12 protein-coding genes and 3 pseudogenes are annotated in these 17,543 nt (G+C 48.1%); 6 read left to right on the plus strand and 9 right to left on the minus strand.

Annotated features, from left to right (window positions below; translation table 11 throughout):
- Window positions 1–93: 93 nt before the first annotated feature.
- The 8 genes and pseudogenes from CMR00_03440 to mraZ all read right to left on the minus strand — a co-directional run bounded on the left by CMR00_03440 (window position 94) and on the right by mraZ (window position 9,823).
- A pseudogene (locus CMR00_03440) lies at window positions 94–1,498 on the minus strand (UDP-N-acetylmuramoyl-L-alanine--D-glutamate ligase).
- Window positions 1,495–2,600, minus strand: a pseudogene (locus CMR00_03445) (phospho-N-acetylmuramoyl-pentapeptide-transferase). The pseudogenes CMR00_03440 and CMR00_03445 overlap by 4 nt, the downstream one beginning before the upstream one ends.
- An 88-nt stretch (window positions 2,601–2,688) precedes the next feature.
- A complete protein-coding gene (locus CMR00_03450) occupies window positions 2,689–4,113 on the minus strand; it encodes a UDP-N-acetylmuramoyl-tripeptide--D-alanyl-D-alanine ligase (GenBank protein PIO48725.1) in 1,425 nt (474 codons plus the stop codon).
- On the minus strand, window positions 4,092–5,606 hold the full coding sequence (locus CMR00_03455; GenBank protein ID PIO48726.1) for a UDP-N-acetylmuramoyl-L-alanyl-D-glutamate--2,6-diaminopimelate ligase: 1,515 nt from the start codon (window positions 5,604–5,606) through the stop codon (window positions 4,092–4,094). Before CMR00_03455 ends, CMR00_03450 begins: the two co-directional genes overlap by 22 nt.
- Before the next feature lies 1 nt (window position 5,607).
- On the minus strand, window positions 5,608–7,767 hold the full coding sequence (locus CMR00_03460; protein PIO48727.1) for a peptidoglycan glycosyltransferase: 2,160 nt from the start codon (window positions 7,765–7,767) through the stop codon (window positions 5,608–5,610).
- A 71-nt stretch (window positions 7,768–7,838) separates the two neighbouring features.
- Window positions 7,839–8,360: a hypothetical protein gene (locus CMR00_03465; protein PIO48728.1), complete on the minus strand. Its 522-nt coding sequence runs from the start codon at window positions 8,358–8,360 to the stop codon at window positions 7,839–7,841.
- 45 nt (window positions 8,361–8,405) lie between these two features.
- Window positions 8,406–9,363 (minus strand): annotated as a pseudogene (locus tag CMR00_03470) (ribosomal RNA small subunit methyltransferase H).
- 16 nt (window positions 9,364–9,379) lie between these two features.
- On the minus strand, window positions 9,380–9,823 hold the full coding sequence (gene mraZ / locus CMR00_03475) for a division/cell wall cluster transcriptional repressor MraZ (protein PIO48729.1): 444 nt from the start codon (window positions 9,821–9,823) through the stop codon (window positions 9,380–9,382).
- Between the two features lie 455 nt (window positions 9,824–10,278).
- On the opposite strand from mraZ, the gene CMR00_03480 reads away from it, so the two are divergent.
- Genes CMR00_03480 through CMR00_03495 form a run of 4 tightly spaced genes read left to right on the plus strand, consistent with a single transcriptional unit; the run spans window position 10,279 to window position 13,816 of the window.
- On the plus strand, window positions 10,279–10,989 hold the full coding sequence (locus tag CMR00_03480; protein ID PIO48730.1) for a hypothetical protein: 711 nt from the start codon (window positions 10,279–10,281) through the stop codon (window positions 10,987–10,989).
- On the plus strand, window positions 10,986–11,669 hold the full coding sequence (locus CMR00_03485) for a hypothetical protein (protein ID PIO48731.1): 684 nt from the start codon (window positions 10,986–10,988) through the stop codon (window positions 11,667–11,669). The genes CMR00_03480 and CMR00_03485 overlap by 4 nt, the downstream gene beginning before the upstream one ends.
- Window positions 11,504–11,884: a hypothetical protein gene (locus tag CMR00_03490; GenBank protein ID PIO48732.1), complete on the plus strand. Its 381-nt coding sequence runs from the start codon at window positions 11,504–11,506 to the stop codon at window positions 11,882–11,884. The genes CMR00_03485 and CMR00_03490 overlap by 166 nt, the downstream gene beginning before the upstream one ends.
- Before the next feature lie 27 nt (window positions 11,885–11,911).
- The gene (locus CMR00_03495) at window positions 11,912–13,816 is read left to right on the plus strand and encodes a hypothetical protein (GenBank protein PIO48733.1); all 1,905 of its coding nucleotides are present in this window, start codon (window positions 11,912–11,914) and stop codon (window positions 13,814–13,816) included.
- Here the strand turns inward: CMR00_03495 and CMR00_03500 are convergent.
- On the minus strand, window positions 13,715–14,197 hold the full coding sequence (locus CMR00_03500) for a metal-dependent hydrolase (protein ID PIO48734.1): 483 nt from the start codon (window positions 14,195–14,197) through the stop codon (window positions 13,715–13,717). The genes CMR00_03495 and CMR00_03500 overlap by 102 nt on opposite strands.
- Window positions 14,198–14,347: 150 nt before the next feature.
- On the opposite strand from CMR00_03500, the gene CMR00_03505 reads away from it, so the two are divergent.
- A complete protein-coding gene (locus CMR00_03505) occupies window positions 14,348–16,306 on the plus strand; it encodes a hypothetical protein (GenBank protein PIO48735.1) in 1,959 nt (652 codons plus the stop codon).
- A 29-nt stretch (window positions 16,307–16,335) separates the two neighbouring features.
- Complete coding sequence (gene pgk / locus CMR00_03510) at window positions 16,336–17,532, plus strand: phosphoglycerate kinase (GenBank protein PIO48736.1); 1,197 nt, start codon at window positions 16,336–16,338, stop codon at window positions 17,530–17,532.
- Window positions 17,533–17,543: the final 11 nt, after the last annotated feature.

The following is a 17,543-nucleotide window of genomic DNA, read 5'->3' on the forward strand; positions in this document are numbered from 1 at the left end:
TGTGCCCTTCATACCTCAGCCGTAGAGCAGTCTCCGAAGAGACCGCTCTCGACTGAAGTTGCATCACAATTTGAAGGCTATCAAAGAACAGAACTACAAACTTGAAACCAATCTTTTGAAGACTTCACCGCGCTCTTCGAAGCCACTGAACATGTCGAAACTTGCACAGGCTGGCGAGAGCAGTACCGTATCACCTGCCTTTGCCTCTTTGTATGCAATCTTCACGGCGTCATCCATCGTCTCTGCTTTCACAACTTTGACCTTGTCTTTGAAGGTCTCGTAGATTTTCTCTTTGGATTCACCAAGAGCGACTATGCATCGCACTTTTTGCTCAATGAGCGGCACGACTTTCGTGTAGTCGTTGCCTTTATCGCGTCCACCGATAATGAGCACAATTGAGGGTTGAATGGTATCGAGCGCGTACCACAGTGCATTGACGCTTGTAGCCTTCGAATCGTTAATGAACTGCACACCATCTAACTCTCTGACAAATTCAATGCGATGCTCGACGCCTTGAAAACTCATGATGCTCTCACGAATGGTCTCTTTGCGTACTTCCATTGCACGCGCTGCTACTGCTGAGGCTAGCGAGTTATAGACATTATGTCGACCGCGAAAGTTGATGTTGCTCAAAATTTCCTCCTCTTTCATTAGAATTTCCTTTCGTCCGCCAACCTTCAGAATCAAGTGCCCATCTTTGAGATAGCCACATTCTGCATAGCGTCGGCTCAGGTCGCGCTCGAGACTAATTGGAATGAAGCGCATTCTTAGTTTTTCTTGCACTGCTTTTTTGCTAAAGTGTGTCGCTAGCGTCTCGTCATCTAAGTTTGCAATCAGCACATCGGTTTTAGTCTGTCTTTGATAGATGCGATATTTTGCCGCAGCGTATTCTTCAAACGTGGCATAGCGATCCAAATGGTTCGGCGTGATGTTTGTCAGAATCGCAACCTTTGGTTTGTACGTGAAACAATACTCTAACTGAAAACTACTTGTCTCAACAACTGCCACGTCTTTCTTGTCCATTTCACTGACATAGTCTGAAAACGGTTGCCCGATATTGCCTACTGCAAAGGCTTTGTAGCCTTTTTCTTTGCCCTCGTGCTCAAAGATGGCTTTTGTGAGCAATGTGGTCGTGGTTTTGCCATTTGTGCCCGTTATGGCAATAATTCTTGCTGCACAAAACCAACTTGCCATTTCGATTTCACTGAAAAGTTTAATCTTGGCTTTCTCTAACTGCTGCACCACTGGCGCGTTTGACGGCACACCTGGACTGATGACTGCAAAATCTGCATTGAAGATTTTTTCTGTATGTCCCTCGAACTCATACTTGATTTTTAGTTTCTGCAACTCTTGTTCTAAGGCACTATCCATCAACGGTGCTCGCTCGCTCAAAAAAAACTTTTGCACCGTGCTTCTTTAGCAATCGTGCTGCGGCAAGACCGCTGCGTTTGCCGCCAATAATCACCACATGCTTGCCTCTGACTTGACTTGCTTTCATCTGAGTTTGAGCGTAATTAAACTTGTTAGCGCAAGCAGAATCGTAATAATCCAAAATCGGATGACCACTTTTTCTTCGGGCCAGCCCAAAAGTTGAAAGTGATGATGCAGCGGCGCCATTTTGAAGACACGCCGACCTTCGCCATACTTTTTTTTCGTGTATTTGAACCACGTGCGCTGAATAATCACAGAGAGCGTTTCAACAAAGAAGATGCCCGCCAAGACTGGCAAGAGCAATTCTTTTTTGATGAGCAGCGCAATGACCGCAATTGCACCGCCAAGCGCCAGCGATCCTGTATCGCCCATAAAGACTTCTGCCGGATGTGAATTGAACCACAAAAACCCTATGCACGCAGCTGCAATAGCTAAGGCTAAAATTGTTACTTCTCCTGCACCTTCGATGTAGGTGATGTTGAGGTAGCTTGCAAACTTGACATTACCTGTCAGATACGCAAAGCCTGCAAGCGTCAAGACCACAATCGCTGCGCAGCCAGCGGCAAGTCCATCTAATCCATCCGTGAGATTCACTGCATTTGAAACCGCCGTAATGATGAACACGCACACTGGGATATAAAACCCGTTGTAATCAATCACCCAATTTTTGAAGAATGGAACTTCTGTCTGCGAAAGCAAGACACTAAACTTTGGCACGATGTAGGTATAGACTGCAACGAATACCCCCAGCGCGATTTGTCCTGCAAGTTTATACCGCTCGGCTAAGCCACCTTTAACTTTCTTTACCACTTTGAGATAATCATCATAGAACCCAACAGCACCCATCCAGACTACCGAGAGCAAAATCAGCCAGCTAAATGAATCCGTTACCTTCGTCCATAGCAATCCTGCGATGACAATAGAGAGAATCATCACCGTACCGCCCATGGTCGGAATTCCAACTTTTTGCGGTGTGCCTCTGGCGCTTCGAGCTTGATTGGCTCAATTACTTTTGTTTTCAAATACATGATGATTCTTGGACCTGCTATCATGGATACGAGAAACGCCGTTACAGCAGCCGCTCCCGCTCGAAACGTGATGTAATTGATGACACCGAGACCAGGGATGTCATACATATCATTCAAATATTTGAGCAGGTAGTACAGCATGGTTTTTTGCGTTAGTGTCTTGCACAACTTTTGTTTTTCTGACGCCTCTCATTGCGGCGTTTTTTGATGATTTTACATTCACGGTATCCTATTGCCTGCTCATCATCTCTATTACTTCTTCCATTTTCATGCCCCTTGAGCCTTTGAAGAGAATCGCATCGCCGGGCTGCGCTGTCGCTTTTAGTGTTTGCGCAAGCTGCGCTTTGCTCTCAAAGTGCTGTTTTGTGCTGACACAAGCGACTTTGCATGTGGTCTTCATAGCATTTCCCCAAACAAAGAGCACATCGATTCCTTGCTCCGAGATAAATTCACCTAATGCTCTGTGTTCGCTTTCAGCCAGTGCGCCAAGCTCCAGCATATCACCTAACACTGCAATTTTTTTTCCACTTACTTTCATTGCGCTCAGCGTTTCTAATCCTCTGCGCATTGATTCAGGGTTAGCGTTGTAAGTGTCATTGATGATGATCATGCCATCTTGCTCATAGACAGCCATACGCTTGAGCAATGGGTTAATTTCAAATTGTTCCAGTGCCGTCTTGATGCGCAAGAGCGGAACACCGAAGTTGAGTCCAACTGCTGCTGCCGCTAAAGCATTGGTAACATTGTGCCAACCTGCGATGCGCAATTGCACGCTCTCTTCGGCTTCTTGTGTTGCTAACCTGAACTTTGCACGCCCGCGCTCATCGAGCTCAATTTCTTCAGCGTAGATATCTAATCGCTCACGGCGCATCGGATTTGCTGATGTAATGACGCCATAGAGTATTTTTTGCATGACCTTTTCAGACACTTGCATCACAAGCGCATCATCTGCATTGACAAATGCACTGCCGTTGCCTTTGCCAAGCCACTCAAAGAGTTCGCCTTCGGCTTCAGCAATTGCTTCCAGCGAGCCAAAAAACTCGATGTGTGCTTTGCCAATGTTCGTAATCAGTCCATGCGTCGGCTCAGCAATCTCACACAGTTGCTGCATCTCACCTTTGTGATTCATCCCCATTTCCACGACGGCAATTTCCGTTGTCTTGCGTAGCCCAAAGAGCGTAATCGGCAAGCCAATGTGATTATTGAGGTTACCTTCAGTTGCTAAGGTGTCGTAGGTTGTGCGCAACACTGCTGCCATCATCTCTTTTGTGGTTGTCTTGCCGCTCCCGCCACCAATGGCTACGAGTGGCACAGAAAACTTGCGTCGATAAAGCCGCGCCAGACGTTGCAAAGCCTGCAGGACATCGGGCACCACGAGCAATTTGTCAAAGAACTTTTCTTTGCTGTCTTTGTACCATGCTTCACTGACAACACACAGGCGCGCGCCTCGCTGAAGTGCTTCGCCTACAAATTCGTGTCCATCAACACGTTCACCTTTGAGTGCAAAGAAGATCTCACCACCTGTGATTTTGCGCGAATCAATTGCGACTCTAGGCTCAGCGATTGGCTCTACTGCCCCAACTATGCGACCCACTTCGCACAGATCTTGCTCCGTAATTGCTTGCACAGTCCTTAGCCTGATGCTTTGAAAAATTTTTCTATGAGCTCTCGATCATCAAAATGGTACTTGACACCTTGAATGTCTTGATAAGTCTCATGACCTTTTCCTGCTACAAGCAACACATCACCTTGTTGCAGCAGCTCAATACCTTTCTTAATGGCTTCTTGACGCTCAGCAATGCGATAATGCGTTTTGCTTTTGCTCATCCCTGCCTCAATGTCATCCAAAATTGTTTCTGGATCTTCACCGCGTGGATTGTCGGATGTCAGTATGACTATATCCGACAGCTGCTCTGCAAGTCTTCCCATTTGCGGACGCTTGCCTTTATCGCGCTCACCGCCGCAGCCAAAGACCGTAATGAGTTTTCCCTCCTTTGGCATCACCTCACGAATGGCACGCATGACATTTTCCAACGCATCAGGCGAATGCGCATAATCGACAATCGCACAGCGATGGTCCTTCGACCAGATTTGTTCCATTCGTCCACGCACCCCTTTACACTTTGAGATGCCATGCACGATGGCATTGTGAGACAGTCCCAACGCCGCTGTGGCACCGTAGGCCGCCAAAATGTTGTAGAGATTGAACTTGCCAATTAGCCCGAAGGCATGAATGTGTGTTTCACCTCTTACAGAGAGCATCACAGAGGTTGCACCCAGTTCGTAGTTCAAAACTTTCGCACAGAGTGTTGTCTCATCGCCATGTGATGGCGTGCCATGTGGTTCTTCGCCACTGACACTGTAGCTTATTATGGCAGCGCGACAGTCGCTGACTATGCGTTTGCCATAAGGGTCATCCCAATTCGTTACCGCTGTAGCTTGCGCATCAAGACCATCGAAGAGGATTTTCTTAGCGTTGAAATAGTTTTCCATGGCGCCATGAAAATCCAAGTGATCGCGCGAGAGATTTGTAAAGACGCCTACTTGAAAGCAAATGCCATCGGTGCGATGCAGTGCCAGCGAGTGTGAGGAGACTTCCATCACACAATGCGTACAGCCTGCGTTTATCATCTTGTCAAAGAACTCGTGTAGTTCCAGCGCCTCAGGTGTCGTGCGTTCGGCTTCAATGACTTCGTTTCCGATTTGGTATTCAATCGTGCCAATGAGTCCCGATTTGATGCCATTTGCATCAAGAATAGATTTAATGAGAAATGTTGTCGTTGTCTTGCCATTCGTGCCTGTTACACCAATGATGGTCAGTTTGTCGCTAGCATCACCATAAAATGCTTTTGCAAGTCTTGCCAGCGCCCTGCGCGACGACTCGACTCTGAGATAGACACACTCGGCTGCGCGCTGCATGGGCAGTTCTTCACAGACCACGACACTTGCGCCGCTTTGTACAGCTTTGTCAATAAACAAATGCCCATCAGTTTTGAAGCCTTTGATGGCAACGAATAGTGTACCGTTTTTTACCTTGCGCGAGTCATACGCTACCGATTCAATCTTCATCATGCCGTGCTGTGCAACCTGCTCTGGCGTTGCCATTTCCACAGGCACAAGCAACTCGATGACATCATTCAAAGTCATACTACTGCATGGTTATCACACAGACTTGTCCTTCTTTGACACGCTCACCTGCTTTTGGCAATTGTGCCACTACTTTTCCACTCTTACCAGCAATCTCAAGCCGCAAACCTAATCGCCCTGCTTCACAGAGTGCTCTATCGGCGCGCAATCCAATCAGCAAGGGCATGTGTTGTGCCCCGTCTTTTGTCTCAGCATCAGAAAATGTGAGCGGCACTTTTGACCATATCGGCACGCGTTTGCCTGCTTCCACACCTTGCGCAATCACGATTTGCTTTGCTGCGTCAATGAGTTCATTTTCACGCTTGAAATCGAGTTTATGTATGCGCAGCAAGGCTTTCGCTTCTTCAGCACAGAGTCCACGCACATTCGGCACCACAACACTTTGCACCGTATCCAAAAAGAGTTTTTCTTTTGAGGGCGCAAGATTGCGTGCAATTTTTGCGCGATAAGCCTCGCCGAGCGTAGAGAGCATTCGCCTGCCAATGTTTGCAAACACTGGCGCTGCAGCCATGCTGCCATAGTAGCCATTTGTGGGATTGATCATCATCACCAAGATGGCAAATTCAGGCTGCTCACTTGGAAAGAAACCGACAAACGATGCCACGTATTTTCCTGTATGATAGTTACCAGCATCAAGTTGCTGCGCTGTGCCAGTTTTACCTGCCACACTGACGCCTTCAATGCGCGCCGGCTTACCTGTGCCGCTATCGACTACAGCTTTGAAATAACTCTTCACCACATCTGCCACTTCGCGCTTCATGACTTGACGCCGCACTACAGGCGATTGACGCGCCAACACTTCACCATCTGGCGACACAATTCGCTGCACGACAAAGGGTTTCATGAGCCTACCACCATTTGCCAGTGCCGCATAAGCCGTAATAAGTTGAATCGGCGTAACCATCACTTCATAGCCTTGTGCCATCCACGGTAGCGAAATGGCTGACCATTCGCGCGTCGGTTTGAGCGCACCTGCAATTTCTCCCGGCACATCAATGCTTGTTTTTTCACCGAAGCCAAAGGCTTTTGCTGTTGCATAGAAATTTTCTTTACCGACTTTGAGCGCAGTTTTTGCTGCAACAATGTTGCTCGAGTGTGCAATGGCTTGTCGAAACGTGATTACTCCAAGCCTTTCATGGTCTGTAATTGTGCGCCTTTGAATCACATATCGCCCATTTTGGGCATCTACCTTTTCATCTGGTTGCACCACGCCATACTGTGTTGCTGCAGTGGCTATCACGAGCTTAAACGTCGAACCCGGCTCGAAGGCATCAGTTACAGCTCGGTTGCGCGTCGCTTCAGGTTTATAGGTTACTGCATTGTTCATATCAAAGTTAGGTTCATTCGCCATAGCGAGAATCTCGCCCGTGTGCACATTCATGACAATGCCAATACCTGCGCTTGCAGCGCAATTTGCTACCCCATTTTGCAGCTCATCTTCGACAATGGCTTGCACATCAGCATCAATGGTCAGTTCTACACGGCAGCCCGGTACCGCCTCTTGTCTTGGTGCACCAATAGCTGGAAACGCTCTGCCCGTTGCGGTGCGCTGCATGGTTAAAAATCCATCTTTGCCACGTAGATACGGCTCCAACTGTTTTTCTAGACCACTAATCCCAGTGTTGTCAGCATTGACAAAGCCAATGAGTTGCGATGCCAAGTTCTCATACTGACGATGAATTTCCTTGCGAATGATCAATCCATCTATGTCTAAGGCTAATAGCGGCGCTGCACTGGATTGAGACTGATTGCGTTCGAGCCAGACAAAACGTGTTTTTTCATTTAATTTTCTGAGGTAGTGTTCCTTCGGCTTTCCAAATACCTTTTCGCATAGTGCCGCTAAGGTATCTTTGTGCTGCACAAGTTTCGGGTCTGCTGCAAACGAGACATTCATCAGACTTGTCGCTAAGCGTTTGCCGTTGCGGTCAAGGATATCGCCGCGTGGTGCCGCAATTTTTTCTCGGTACTCATACTGCCGCTGCGCTTTGCGTTGATATTCTTCTGCGTTGAGAATTTGCACCCACACCAATCGAGCAATGACACCCAGGGCAAGCAACGCAAGTCCACCAAAGACCAGCACAAGACGCACCTGCCGTTCTCCCCGCCACAGCGCCGCTTTATCTTTACTTGGGTTTTCGCTCATCGTGTTTCTTTTTTGCATCTGCAAGGCATTCGTCAGGCAAAGAAGTGTCTCTATGTCGGCTTTAGAGTGCGCTTCCTTGCCGTCGGATGTTACTTCTCAACACTTAACTCAATTGGCGGCTCGGTTTTGTAGCGCAATCCTAATTTCTTGTAGGCTTCAGCACTGACATGTTCCACGCGCTGCAGGGCACGCAATTTGCTCTCCAACTCCACATTCAAACTGTGCGCATCTTCTAATTGCTTTCTAAGCGATTCCGTCTCACCCGAAAGCCGATTGATCGAGATAACATTAGAGATGTAGAACGCTAGCAATGCCGTTGTTACTGCCACCAACAAGAAAGTGCGCAGGTTCAAAATCGATTCGACTTTCTCTTGCGTGCGCTCACGCAGTTTTTTCATAGGTGGTGCTGCAGTTTCCGATGCAGGCTGCAGCTCTGACACCCTTTCCTTTTCAGCAAAAACCTTTGCATTGCTTCGGGGCAACTCTGCGCCGAAGTCGACCGCCGCTGGCAGCGGTTCGGGGTTTGGTGTATCAAAGACAGGCACATCGGCGTAGTCAGTTTCCACCTTCACGCTGCTAAATAGCGTGTCGGGTATCTGCTCCTTTGCCATTCTGATTCTCCTTTTTCATTTTTTTCTATTTTGCTCTTGTCTTTTTTAAATCTTTTCTGCAATGCGCAATTTGGCGCTGCGTGCGCGTGGATTGCGCTGAATTTCATCTTCACTTGGTGTAATCGGCTTCTTTGTAATTAGCCGCAGCGTCGCCTTGCGCAGTGGCTCTTTGAGCGGCAAGCCCCTCTCCCCCCAGTCGTCGCGTACTTTCTCGCGCATAAAGGTCTTGACCAGTCGATCTTCAAGCGAGTGATACGCAATCACCACCAACCGCCCTCCGCTGGCTAAGAGACTTTCTGCTTGCACGAGCGCTTTTTTTAAGACCTCTAACTCTTGATTGACCTCAATGCGAATCGCTTGAAATACTCTTGCAAGCGATTTTATCTGCTCTTTTGTCTGATGTGGCAAGTAGCACTTGCGCACAAGTTCCGCCAAGTCGCCCGTTGTCTCAATTGGCTTGATTTTACGCGCTTGTGCGATGCGCCTTGCAATCTGACGTGCACGTTTTTTCTTCGCCGTAGTTGTGCAGCACTTGCGCAAGCACTGCTTCATCGTAGCCATTCACCACATCTTTTGCTGTGAGTGTCGTGCGCTGCGACATTCGCATATCCAGCGGCGCAGATTTCTGAAAACTAAATCCGCGCTTTGCCTCATCGAGCTGCGCCGAAGAGACGCCCAAATCCAACAGAATGCCTTGCACCTTTGCATCCTGACCGGCGATGCGCCTTAGCACATGCTTCATCTCTGCAAAGTTTCCCTCGACGATATGACACACTTTGGCGTAACGTGGTAAAAGCCGTCTTGCCGCTGCATCCAACGCCAATTGGTCTTGGTCGATGCCGATTACCAAAGAACGCTCGAGCCAATTCTTTGCCTCGAGTGTGCGCAGAAGTCCCTCGCTATGTCCGCCGCCGCCCAGCGTACCATCGATGTAAATGCCCGCTGTTGTCACTAAGCCGTCAATAGCTTCGCTCAGCAAAACCGGCGTATGCGCAAATTCCATCTTGCGTGCATCTTCGCTATCCTAACACGCGCTGTGTCAGTGTCTCAAATTCTTCTGGTGGTCGATTCAAAAACTCTCTCAATCGCTCCGGATTCCACAGCTCAATTTTGTTTTCTGCACCCACGAGTGTGACTTCTTTCGTGATACCACATTCTTCCAAAAATCTTTTCGGCAACCCTATGCGTCCGCTTTTGTCGAGCTCAACTTCATCGAGATTGGCATAGATAAACGTCTTCAGTCGTCTATCCTCCGGATTGAAATCAGAGAGCTGGTCCAGTTTTTTTTGTTGTTCTCTCCAACTCTCTTGCTCATAGAGTTCCATATTGCCGCGTGGCGTTTTGACCAATACCAGCAGTGTGCCCGGCTTATCGCTCACCATTTTTTTGCGAAATCGCGCAGGTATCATCAGCCGACCTTTGTCGTCAAGATTATACTGCTCTGTGCCTCTGAATTCTGGCATTGGCGCGCCTCACGGGTTAAGAGCGACTCAAACTTTGCTTGCACTTTCGCTTGTTTCCAAAATTTCCCATTTTTTCCCACACAGGCAATTTACTAAAAAGGAAAGGCAATTGTCAAAGAATTTTTTCGTTTTTTATTGATTTTTCAAGCCTTTTTACGCTATTTAGAATATGCATAGCATGCCTTACTGCAGCGCTAAACTCAGTGTATACCCTGAAATTTTATAGAGTTATCTCAAAATACTGAACAGTTTGTTCAGTATTCAAGAAAATCGCACTGAACAGTTTGTTCAGTATTGTTTTCAAACTAACTTTGGCTCAAAACCTGCCTGTGCGGATTGCTCAGAGAGAGAGTCGATGGCAAATATTGTGAGACTGCAGCGCAGCATCGAACACAGTGAAGGGCAGCGTATGCTAATTGTGAAATGACTCAAATTTGCAATCCTGCCAGCATACGGTGAGAGTTGAGAATGAGAAAGATACAAGCAATAAGATGCCAGCAACGCTAACCGAAGCACAAAACCGCTGCTTTAATTTTATTGTGAAATATGTGGCAGAGTATCGCCGTCCGCCCAGTGTGCGCGAGATTGCTAAAGCCTTAGGCTATGCTTCAACAAATGCCGTTGCACAAACTTTAGATGCGCTTGAAGCTAAGGGCTATATCCAGCGTGGAAGTGGTGCGCGCGCCATTGAGATTCTCTACCGTGATGAATTCTCTGCGTTCTCAAACGGTCTTGCTGAGCCTGCGCGCCCTATCCCGGTCATGAAGCTCGAGTTCGTACGCGCTTCACTGCAACTTGTACCACGCGGCGTCCTGCATCTGGACACCGCTCAACTTGGCAACGGCGATTTCTTTATCTCGATTGCTGATGATGACGGCATGGATAAAGCTGGCATTCTCAAAGGCGATTGGGTCGTGGTGGAGCGTCGCCCCATTCATGAGTCAGAAAAAGGGGTCACGGTCGGTGTAGCCGATAAAGACACATTCATCGTACGGCGGCACTATGTCGCCAACTCACGCATTCAACTTCTTGCGGCAAACCGTTCATACAGTGAGCGTTTTATTACCCCTTCTGACCGCACTGTACAAATTTTAGGTGCAGTTAAAATGATTTTGCGTAAGTTTTCTTACAACACTAATGCCTTGCCGAACACTCGTGCATTATGAACACACTTACTGTATCACTGGCAAAGTTAGAGACGCTGATAGATGGTTTTCTCTCCGAGTTTTTGAAGGGGAAAAGCGACGAGACACAAGGCACCTATCAACGCGCCTTGCGTGAGTTTCAGCGTTATTTTGCAGTTGCACGTGATTGGTTTCAATTTCGCCCTGAAGACATTGAGCAATACAAACACTACTTGATGCAAGAGCGCAAGCTCAGTCAGGTTTCAGTTTCTACTTACCTGACTTCACTGCGACGCTTGCTGGATTACTTTGTTGCACAAGGCTTGCTCGATGAAAATCCTGCACGTCAAGTGAAAGGCAATCGTCGCCCTGTGCATCACACTGCAGGTACGCTCACCGAAGCTGAGGTAAAGAAATTGCTTTCGCTGGTTCCTACTGAAAAGTTGCAAGATCATCGTGATTATATCACCATTCGCTTGATGATTGAATCTGCTGTGTCGGAACATGAACTTGTCAAAGCGAATGTTGAGGATTTGAAAAATTCTCATCGCACTATGTGCTCTATGTGCAAGGCAAGGGCAAAAAGACGAAAGATGGTACTGTCGATGTCCCGCTCTCACTGGGTCTTGAAATTGAGCGGTATCTGGAACGGCGAGCGCATCTTACCCCGCTTTCACCTTTGCTTGCAAGCCATAGCCGCCGCATTAGCGAAGCGCGTATGACCACACGTGCACTTAATTACCGGCTCAATCACTGGCTTGAAGTTGCTGGTATCACACGCGATAACATCACACCGCATAGCCTGCGCCATACAGCTGCTAAGCTCTGGCTTGAGCGCGATGGGCTTTCCATTGAGGAAGTGCGCCGTCGAATGCGCCACGGCATGCTGGCTACCACGAAAATCTATACCCTACCGCCTGATGCCGTGCAAGTGTAATTGCTCTATAGCTTTCCTTAGCTACACGTGCTATCGCTTTTTAATGTAACGCGTGCGCGCTTGCAAAAGCGTGCTTCACTGCTGCTGCAAGCTACACTCGGGCTGCTCTGTTTTCTCTTCGTTATCCAGCTTTTTCAACTCTCTACGCTCGACATCCAACCCTATGATGAAGGCTATTATGCCTTGCGTGCCAAAGCCATCGCACGGTTTGACTGCTGGTTCAATCAAGCTGACTATGCCATCGGCGGTTTTTATTCTGCTTCACATCCACCGCTGCATATCTGGCTCATGACAATTTGCACCATGCTCTTTGGCTTGAGCGAATTTGCCTTACGCTTGCCTTCACTTTTGATGTTTGCACTGTTTCTTTTCGCAATTACACGCAGTGCAGCATATTCGCCTCTAGCCCATACACCGCTCTGCGCCCTTCTTGTGTGCGGATTTCTGCCCATCTTGCTGTGGTATGCTCGCCTAGCCCATCTTGATATGGCGCTCATGCTGTTTTCTCTCTTAGAAGCACATTTTTATCTGCGCTACCTTGACACACGCCATCGCTTGTTTGTTCTGCTCTCTGGTGTGATGCTCGGTGCTGCGCTACTCTCAAAAGTTCTCGTTGGCATTTTTCCTGCCCTTGCTATTGCACTGCTTGAACTTTACCGCATGCTTACACGTCGCACCACTTGCAAAGACGCACTTGCTACTCTTTCACTCTTTTTCGGCATGGGGCTTACACTGGGACTTTCTTGGTTTGCTTGGATGTGCATCTCTAACGATGGCTATCTTCAACGCTATCTCGACTTATTTATTTTTGATCGTGTCCAGCGCAATCAAACTTTTTCGCAATACCGCACAGGCGCATTTTATTATCTCAATGTTATTTTGACACGCTTCCCTCTTTCAACAATCAGTATTCTGTGGCTATGGAGTTTCTGGCGCAATCCCGAGTTTCGCACACCTTACCGCATGCTCTGGCTGATTTGGTTTGCGCTCACTTTTCTCATTCTCTCGGTTGCACAGACTAAGCTGCTCTGGTACGCTTTACTTTTTCTACCTCCACTTGCCCTGATAACAGCTGAAGCATTTGCGATGCTGCAGATAGCTCTGCAAGAGACTGTGCCAAGTAGAAGTGTGCAACTCACCTTAGGGGGCTTGCTTATTGCAAGTGCATGGTCGCTGACACAGTTCTTGCATCGTGATCTTGTGGGAGCAATTCTATCGCATCAATGGTCTGAGTTAGCTTTCGGTTTAGCAATTTTGATGAGCATCGTCAGTTTGAGCATGCTGGGCTGGTGGTTCTTTTGGCGATTGCCCTTGCGTGGAACGCTGCTACTCACTGCTATTCTCGTTCTTAGTTTCGTCTTTGCTCTGAATACTGCCCTTCATGGCTTAGCTTTTGTGCAGACCTACACTGGCGGCAAAGCTGTTGGAGCGTATGTTCAACAGCATGAACCTCGTTATCTTATTCATCTTGTGCCTCAAAAGAGGTTTGATGAAAAGAGTTTCAATCCGCAATTGAGTTACTACCTTAGCGGTCTTGATGTTGATGCCTTGCGTTGGGGTTTGCAGACGCGCTATGTGTACTTGCCGTTTTCTGATACTACGCGTCTCATGGCTGTACTTCGCACTTCACATGATGCACTACTCGTTGTCGAGAAAACGGCGCAAACCTGTCCAAGACTTGTCATTGAACTCATCAACGACTTTGCGCCTACCGCACAGCGCCTTGGTGCACGGCTGGTTTTAGATACACCAAACTATGCGGTTTATGCATGGTATCTTGCAACGGATAGCACCACATCCTGTGTTTCCGTGTCTGGGGCATTAGCAACTTCAGTGTCCTTTGCGCCCAAAGAAAATGCCATCCATGAATCGATGGCTAAGGTATCCAGCCACGGCAGCAAGGTAATACGGGAGTCCGGCTTTCCACCCTGATTTTGCAAACCAGATTGGGACCAGAAGAAATGGCAGCGGAATGATGAGCGCTGCCCAGAAGGAGTGTGTCCAGCCACGATGTTCGGTCAGCAGCGGCAGCATGGCAAAGAGTCCGAGAAACGCCGCTTCGCGCCAGTGGTTTGTTACAATTAGCACAAGGTCTACGCAGAAAAATATCAGGTAAAAAATACGTTGTCCTTTGCTTTTGATGTCAATGTCAGGAAAGAGCGCAAACAGCAGTGTAATGCCAAGCAGAATGGCAACCTGAGCCAGAAGCATCGGCAAAGGCTGTTTGTAGAGCTCAAAGAAGAAAACTAGCACAATGATGAGGGGCACAAAAAACAGCAATCCGCCCCAAACATGTCCACGATATGACGCCATTTTACTTATCTTTGTTTTACGACTATTTTACTCTCTCTTTTTACAAGATATCTGCGAGAACATCCTGTGAGACACGTTACTACTGCTCTAAGCACTGTACTGCTGTTTTTTAGCTTTGCAAGCTGCCGCATTGAGCGACCGCTAACGCCTGTGTGGGATATTTCTGGCACTTTTCCTCTGCTGAACGCAACCTATACGGCGCGTTCGCTGATTGGCAAACTCAACAATCCACCACTTGAAATTACACCTTCGGGCGACATTCAGTTCGTCTATGACACCACCTACCGCAGTGTCTTTGACATTGGCGATTCGCTCTCGCTTACGGTGTCAGATACAGCACGCACACTTGCGGTGCGTCGACTTCGCATTCCAAAGTTTGATGTTGCTTCATCTCAATCTTTGGGCGCAATTGCTTCTGAGTCAGGTATTTCGCTGCCAAGTGGCAATACAACGCTCCCGCGCTTTGAGAACTTGCGCTCGGCACCTTACAACTTTAGTCTCGAGGAAAATATCCGTTTTGTTAGTGTCATAGAAGGTGGTATTCGTCTCGTGATCAGCAACAACACTGGCGTGCGCTTCGAAAACTTACGCTTTGAACTGCGAGACTCGAATCAAGACGTCTCGCTTGGCATTACGACCCTTTCGAGCCTGAATCCGGGACAAACCGTGCGCGATTCCGTTATGCTGCCTGACCGGATTTTTACTGGTCGACTTAGCGTGCAACTCATCGATGGCGTTATTCCTGCGCAATCAGCGACCCTGAACCTTTCTGCGCCGCTTACGATTCGCCTTCAGTCGACAGATACAATTGCCTACCGCGCGGCTGAAGTGCGCTATCAAGCACAAACATTGATTGAGGAAGGCACTGTACGTGCTACTGGCGGGGTTGTGGAAAAACTGCGCAGCGGTACTTTTCGACGTGGCAGCCTCATGATTCGTTTTATCAACCCACTGCCGCTGACCGGTCGCACCCGCCTTATTTTGCCCACCGTTGTACGCAATGGACAGATCTTCGACCGCGACACGCTCGTGCCTGCTCTGCAAACCGCTACGCTCGTCTTCGACGATTTTGAAAACTGGACCATCAACACGATTGGCGACACAGCAATTCCTTACCGTGTAATTACCAACGTTGATCCTGCACTGGTTTTCACTCGCGTTGATGCTAATGTAGCTTTCACGGCAATCTACCGCACCATGCGCATTGCTGCTGCACGCGCTGAAGGTGTTATCTGGCGCGTTGACGAAAACCGTCCACTCGATTTCAATTTCACACTCGATCCGCTGAATGTTGATCTTAGCTTAGTTGATACACTCAGTGGTCAGCTCTTTCCTGATGTGAGCGTGGATTTTGAAAGTTCAATCGGGTTTCTGATTCGCACAGAGCCGCGTTTTATCACCTACAGCGCACGCACCCGTGATTCACTTGAACTTTTGCAGAACAATCGCCCCATTACGCTTGATCTTTTGCCTAATGCCACCACCAGATTGCAACTGAACGCACAAAACAGTAACATCTCACCAGTTTTTACGAGCTTGCCCAACAGCATTGCCGTGCGCGGCTATGCTGTTGTGAATCCTAACCGCGTGTTTGGCTCAATTACCGATACAAGTCGAATTGGTGTGAGCCTGAAATTTCGGTTACCTTTCCGTTTCAACCTTGCAGCTTTTGGGCTGCGTGATACCATCACTTTTTCGCTGCCCAACCTTAACGATGTGCAGTCAGCAAAACTTACTTTGCAGATTCAATCAGGCTTGCCCATCAATACACGACTTCGTCTCGTTTTTGTAGATGCTAACCTTCGCCCGATTTTGGTTGATGGTACTTCATTGCAAGCTCTATCTTTGCCGCGCCGTGATTTTGCAACCATTAATGCCGCGCCAGTCAATACATCTGGTGAAAGTACAGCACTGACACGCAGTACCATTGAGCTTGAGTTAAACAATACTGAATTCAATGCGCTGCGTCGTGCGCAAGGTGCATTCATTGAAGTGCAAGCGGATACTCGGCAAGGTGCCCAGGCCGTACTTGCTCGCGTGCGTGCCTCTGACGTTTTGCAATTGCGCGCTATTGTGCAAGGCACTTATCGCATCGGACAATCAGACTAACTTTTCAAAACTCTTTTAAGTAGTAAAAAATGACCAAGAAAACACTTTCCGATATTGCCGTCTCTGGCAAACGCGTTTTAGTACGTGTGGATTTTAATGTGCCGCTCGACAAGTCAGGTCATGTTGAAGATGACACACGCATTCGCGAATCTTTGCCGACTATTCAAACCTTGATTAAAAATGGGGCTCGTGTGATTTTGATGTCGCACTTAGGGCGACCCAAAGGCAAGCGCGCTATGGAATTTTCTTTGCGCCCTGCTGCCGAACGGCTTTCACAACTTTTAGGTCAACCTGTGCTGATGGCAAACGATTGCATCGGCGCAGAAGTCGAGCAGCAAGCCCTGTCGCTCAAAGATGGCGAAGTGATGATGCTGGAAAACTTGCGTTTCTACAACGACGAAGAGGATAATAATCCGGAGTTTGCAAAGAAACTTGCGGCTCTGGGCGAAATCTACGTCAATGATGCGTTTGGCACAGCACATCGCGCACATGCCTCGACCGAAGGCATCACCAAGTTTCTTCCGATTGCCGTCGCTGGCTTTTTGATTGAAAAAGAGCTAAAGTATCTTGGTGAAGCGACGGAAAATCCGAAGCGTCCGTTTGTAGCCATTCTTGGCGGCTCAAAAATTTCAGGTAAAATCGATGTCTTGGAGCGCTTGCTCGATAAAGTTGATAAAATCTTGGTTGGCGGCGCGATGATTTTTACCTTCTTCAAGTCTAATGGCTTAGGCATTGGCAAGTCACTTGTAGAAGATGACAAACTCGAGGTTGCACAGTCCATTCAAGCTAAAGCTAAAGCGAAAGGTGTGCCGCTGATTTTGCCCGTCGATGTTGTCGTTGCGGATCGTTTCGAAGCAGATGCTGCCTCACAAGTCGTTGATGTGAACGCTATTCCAGAGGGCTGGATGGGTCTGGATATTGGTCCGAAAACAATTGCGCACTACCGCGAGGAAATTTTGAGCGCTAACACCATCGTTTGGAATGGTCCAATGGGCGTCTTTGAAATGGATAAATTTGCAACGGGTACCGTTGAAATTGCCAAAGCCTTAGCTGAAGCGACACAGCGCGGTGCCACTACGGTGATTGGCGGCGGTGATAGTGCTTCTGCAATTGTTAAAGCCGGTCTTGAAAAAGCTGTTACACATGTCTCAACAGGTGGCGGCGCTAGCTTGGAGTTTCTCGAAGGAAAAGTTCTGCCCGGTATCGCAGCACTTAATGACAAGTAACTTTTTTGCTC

Origin of the sequence: [Chlorobium] sp. 445 (genome assembly GCA_002763895.1) — a bacterium.
In the GTDB taxonomy this organism is placed as follows: Bacteria; Bacteroidota; Chlorobiia; order Chlorobiales; family Thermochlorobacteraceae; genus Thermochlorobacter.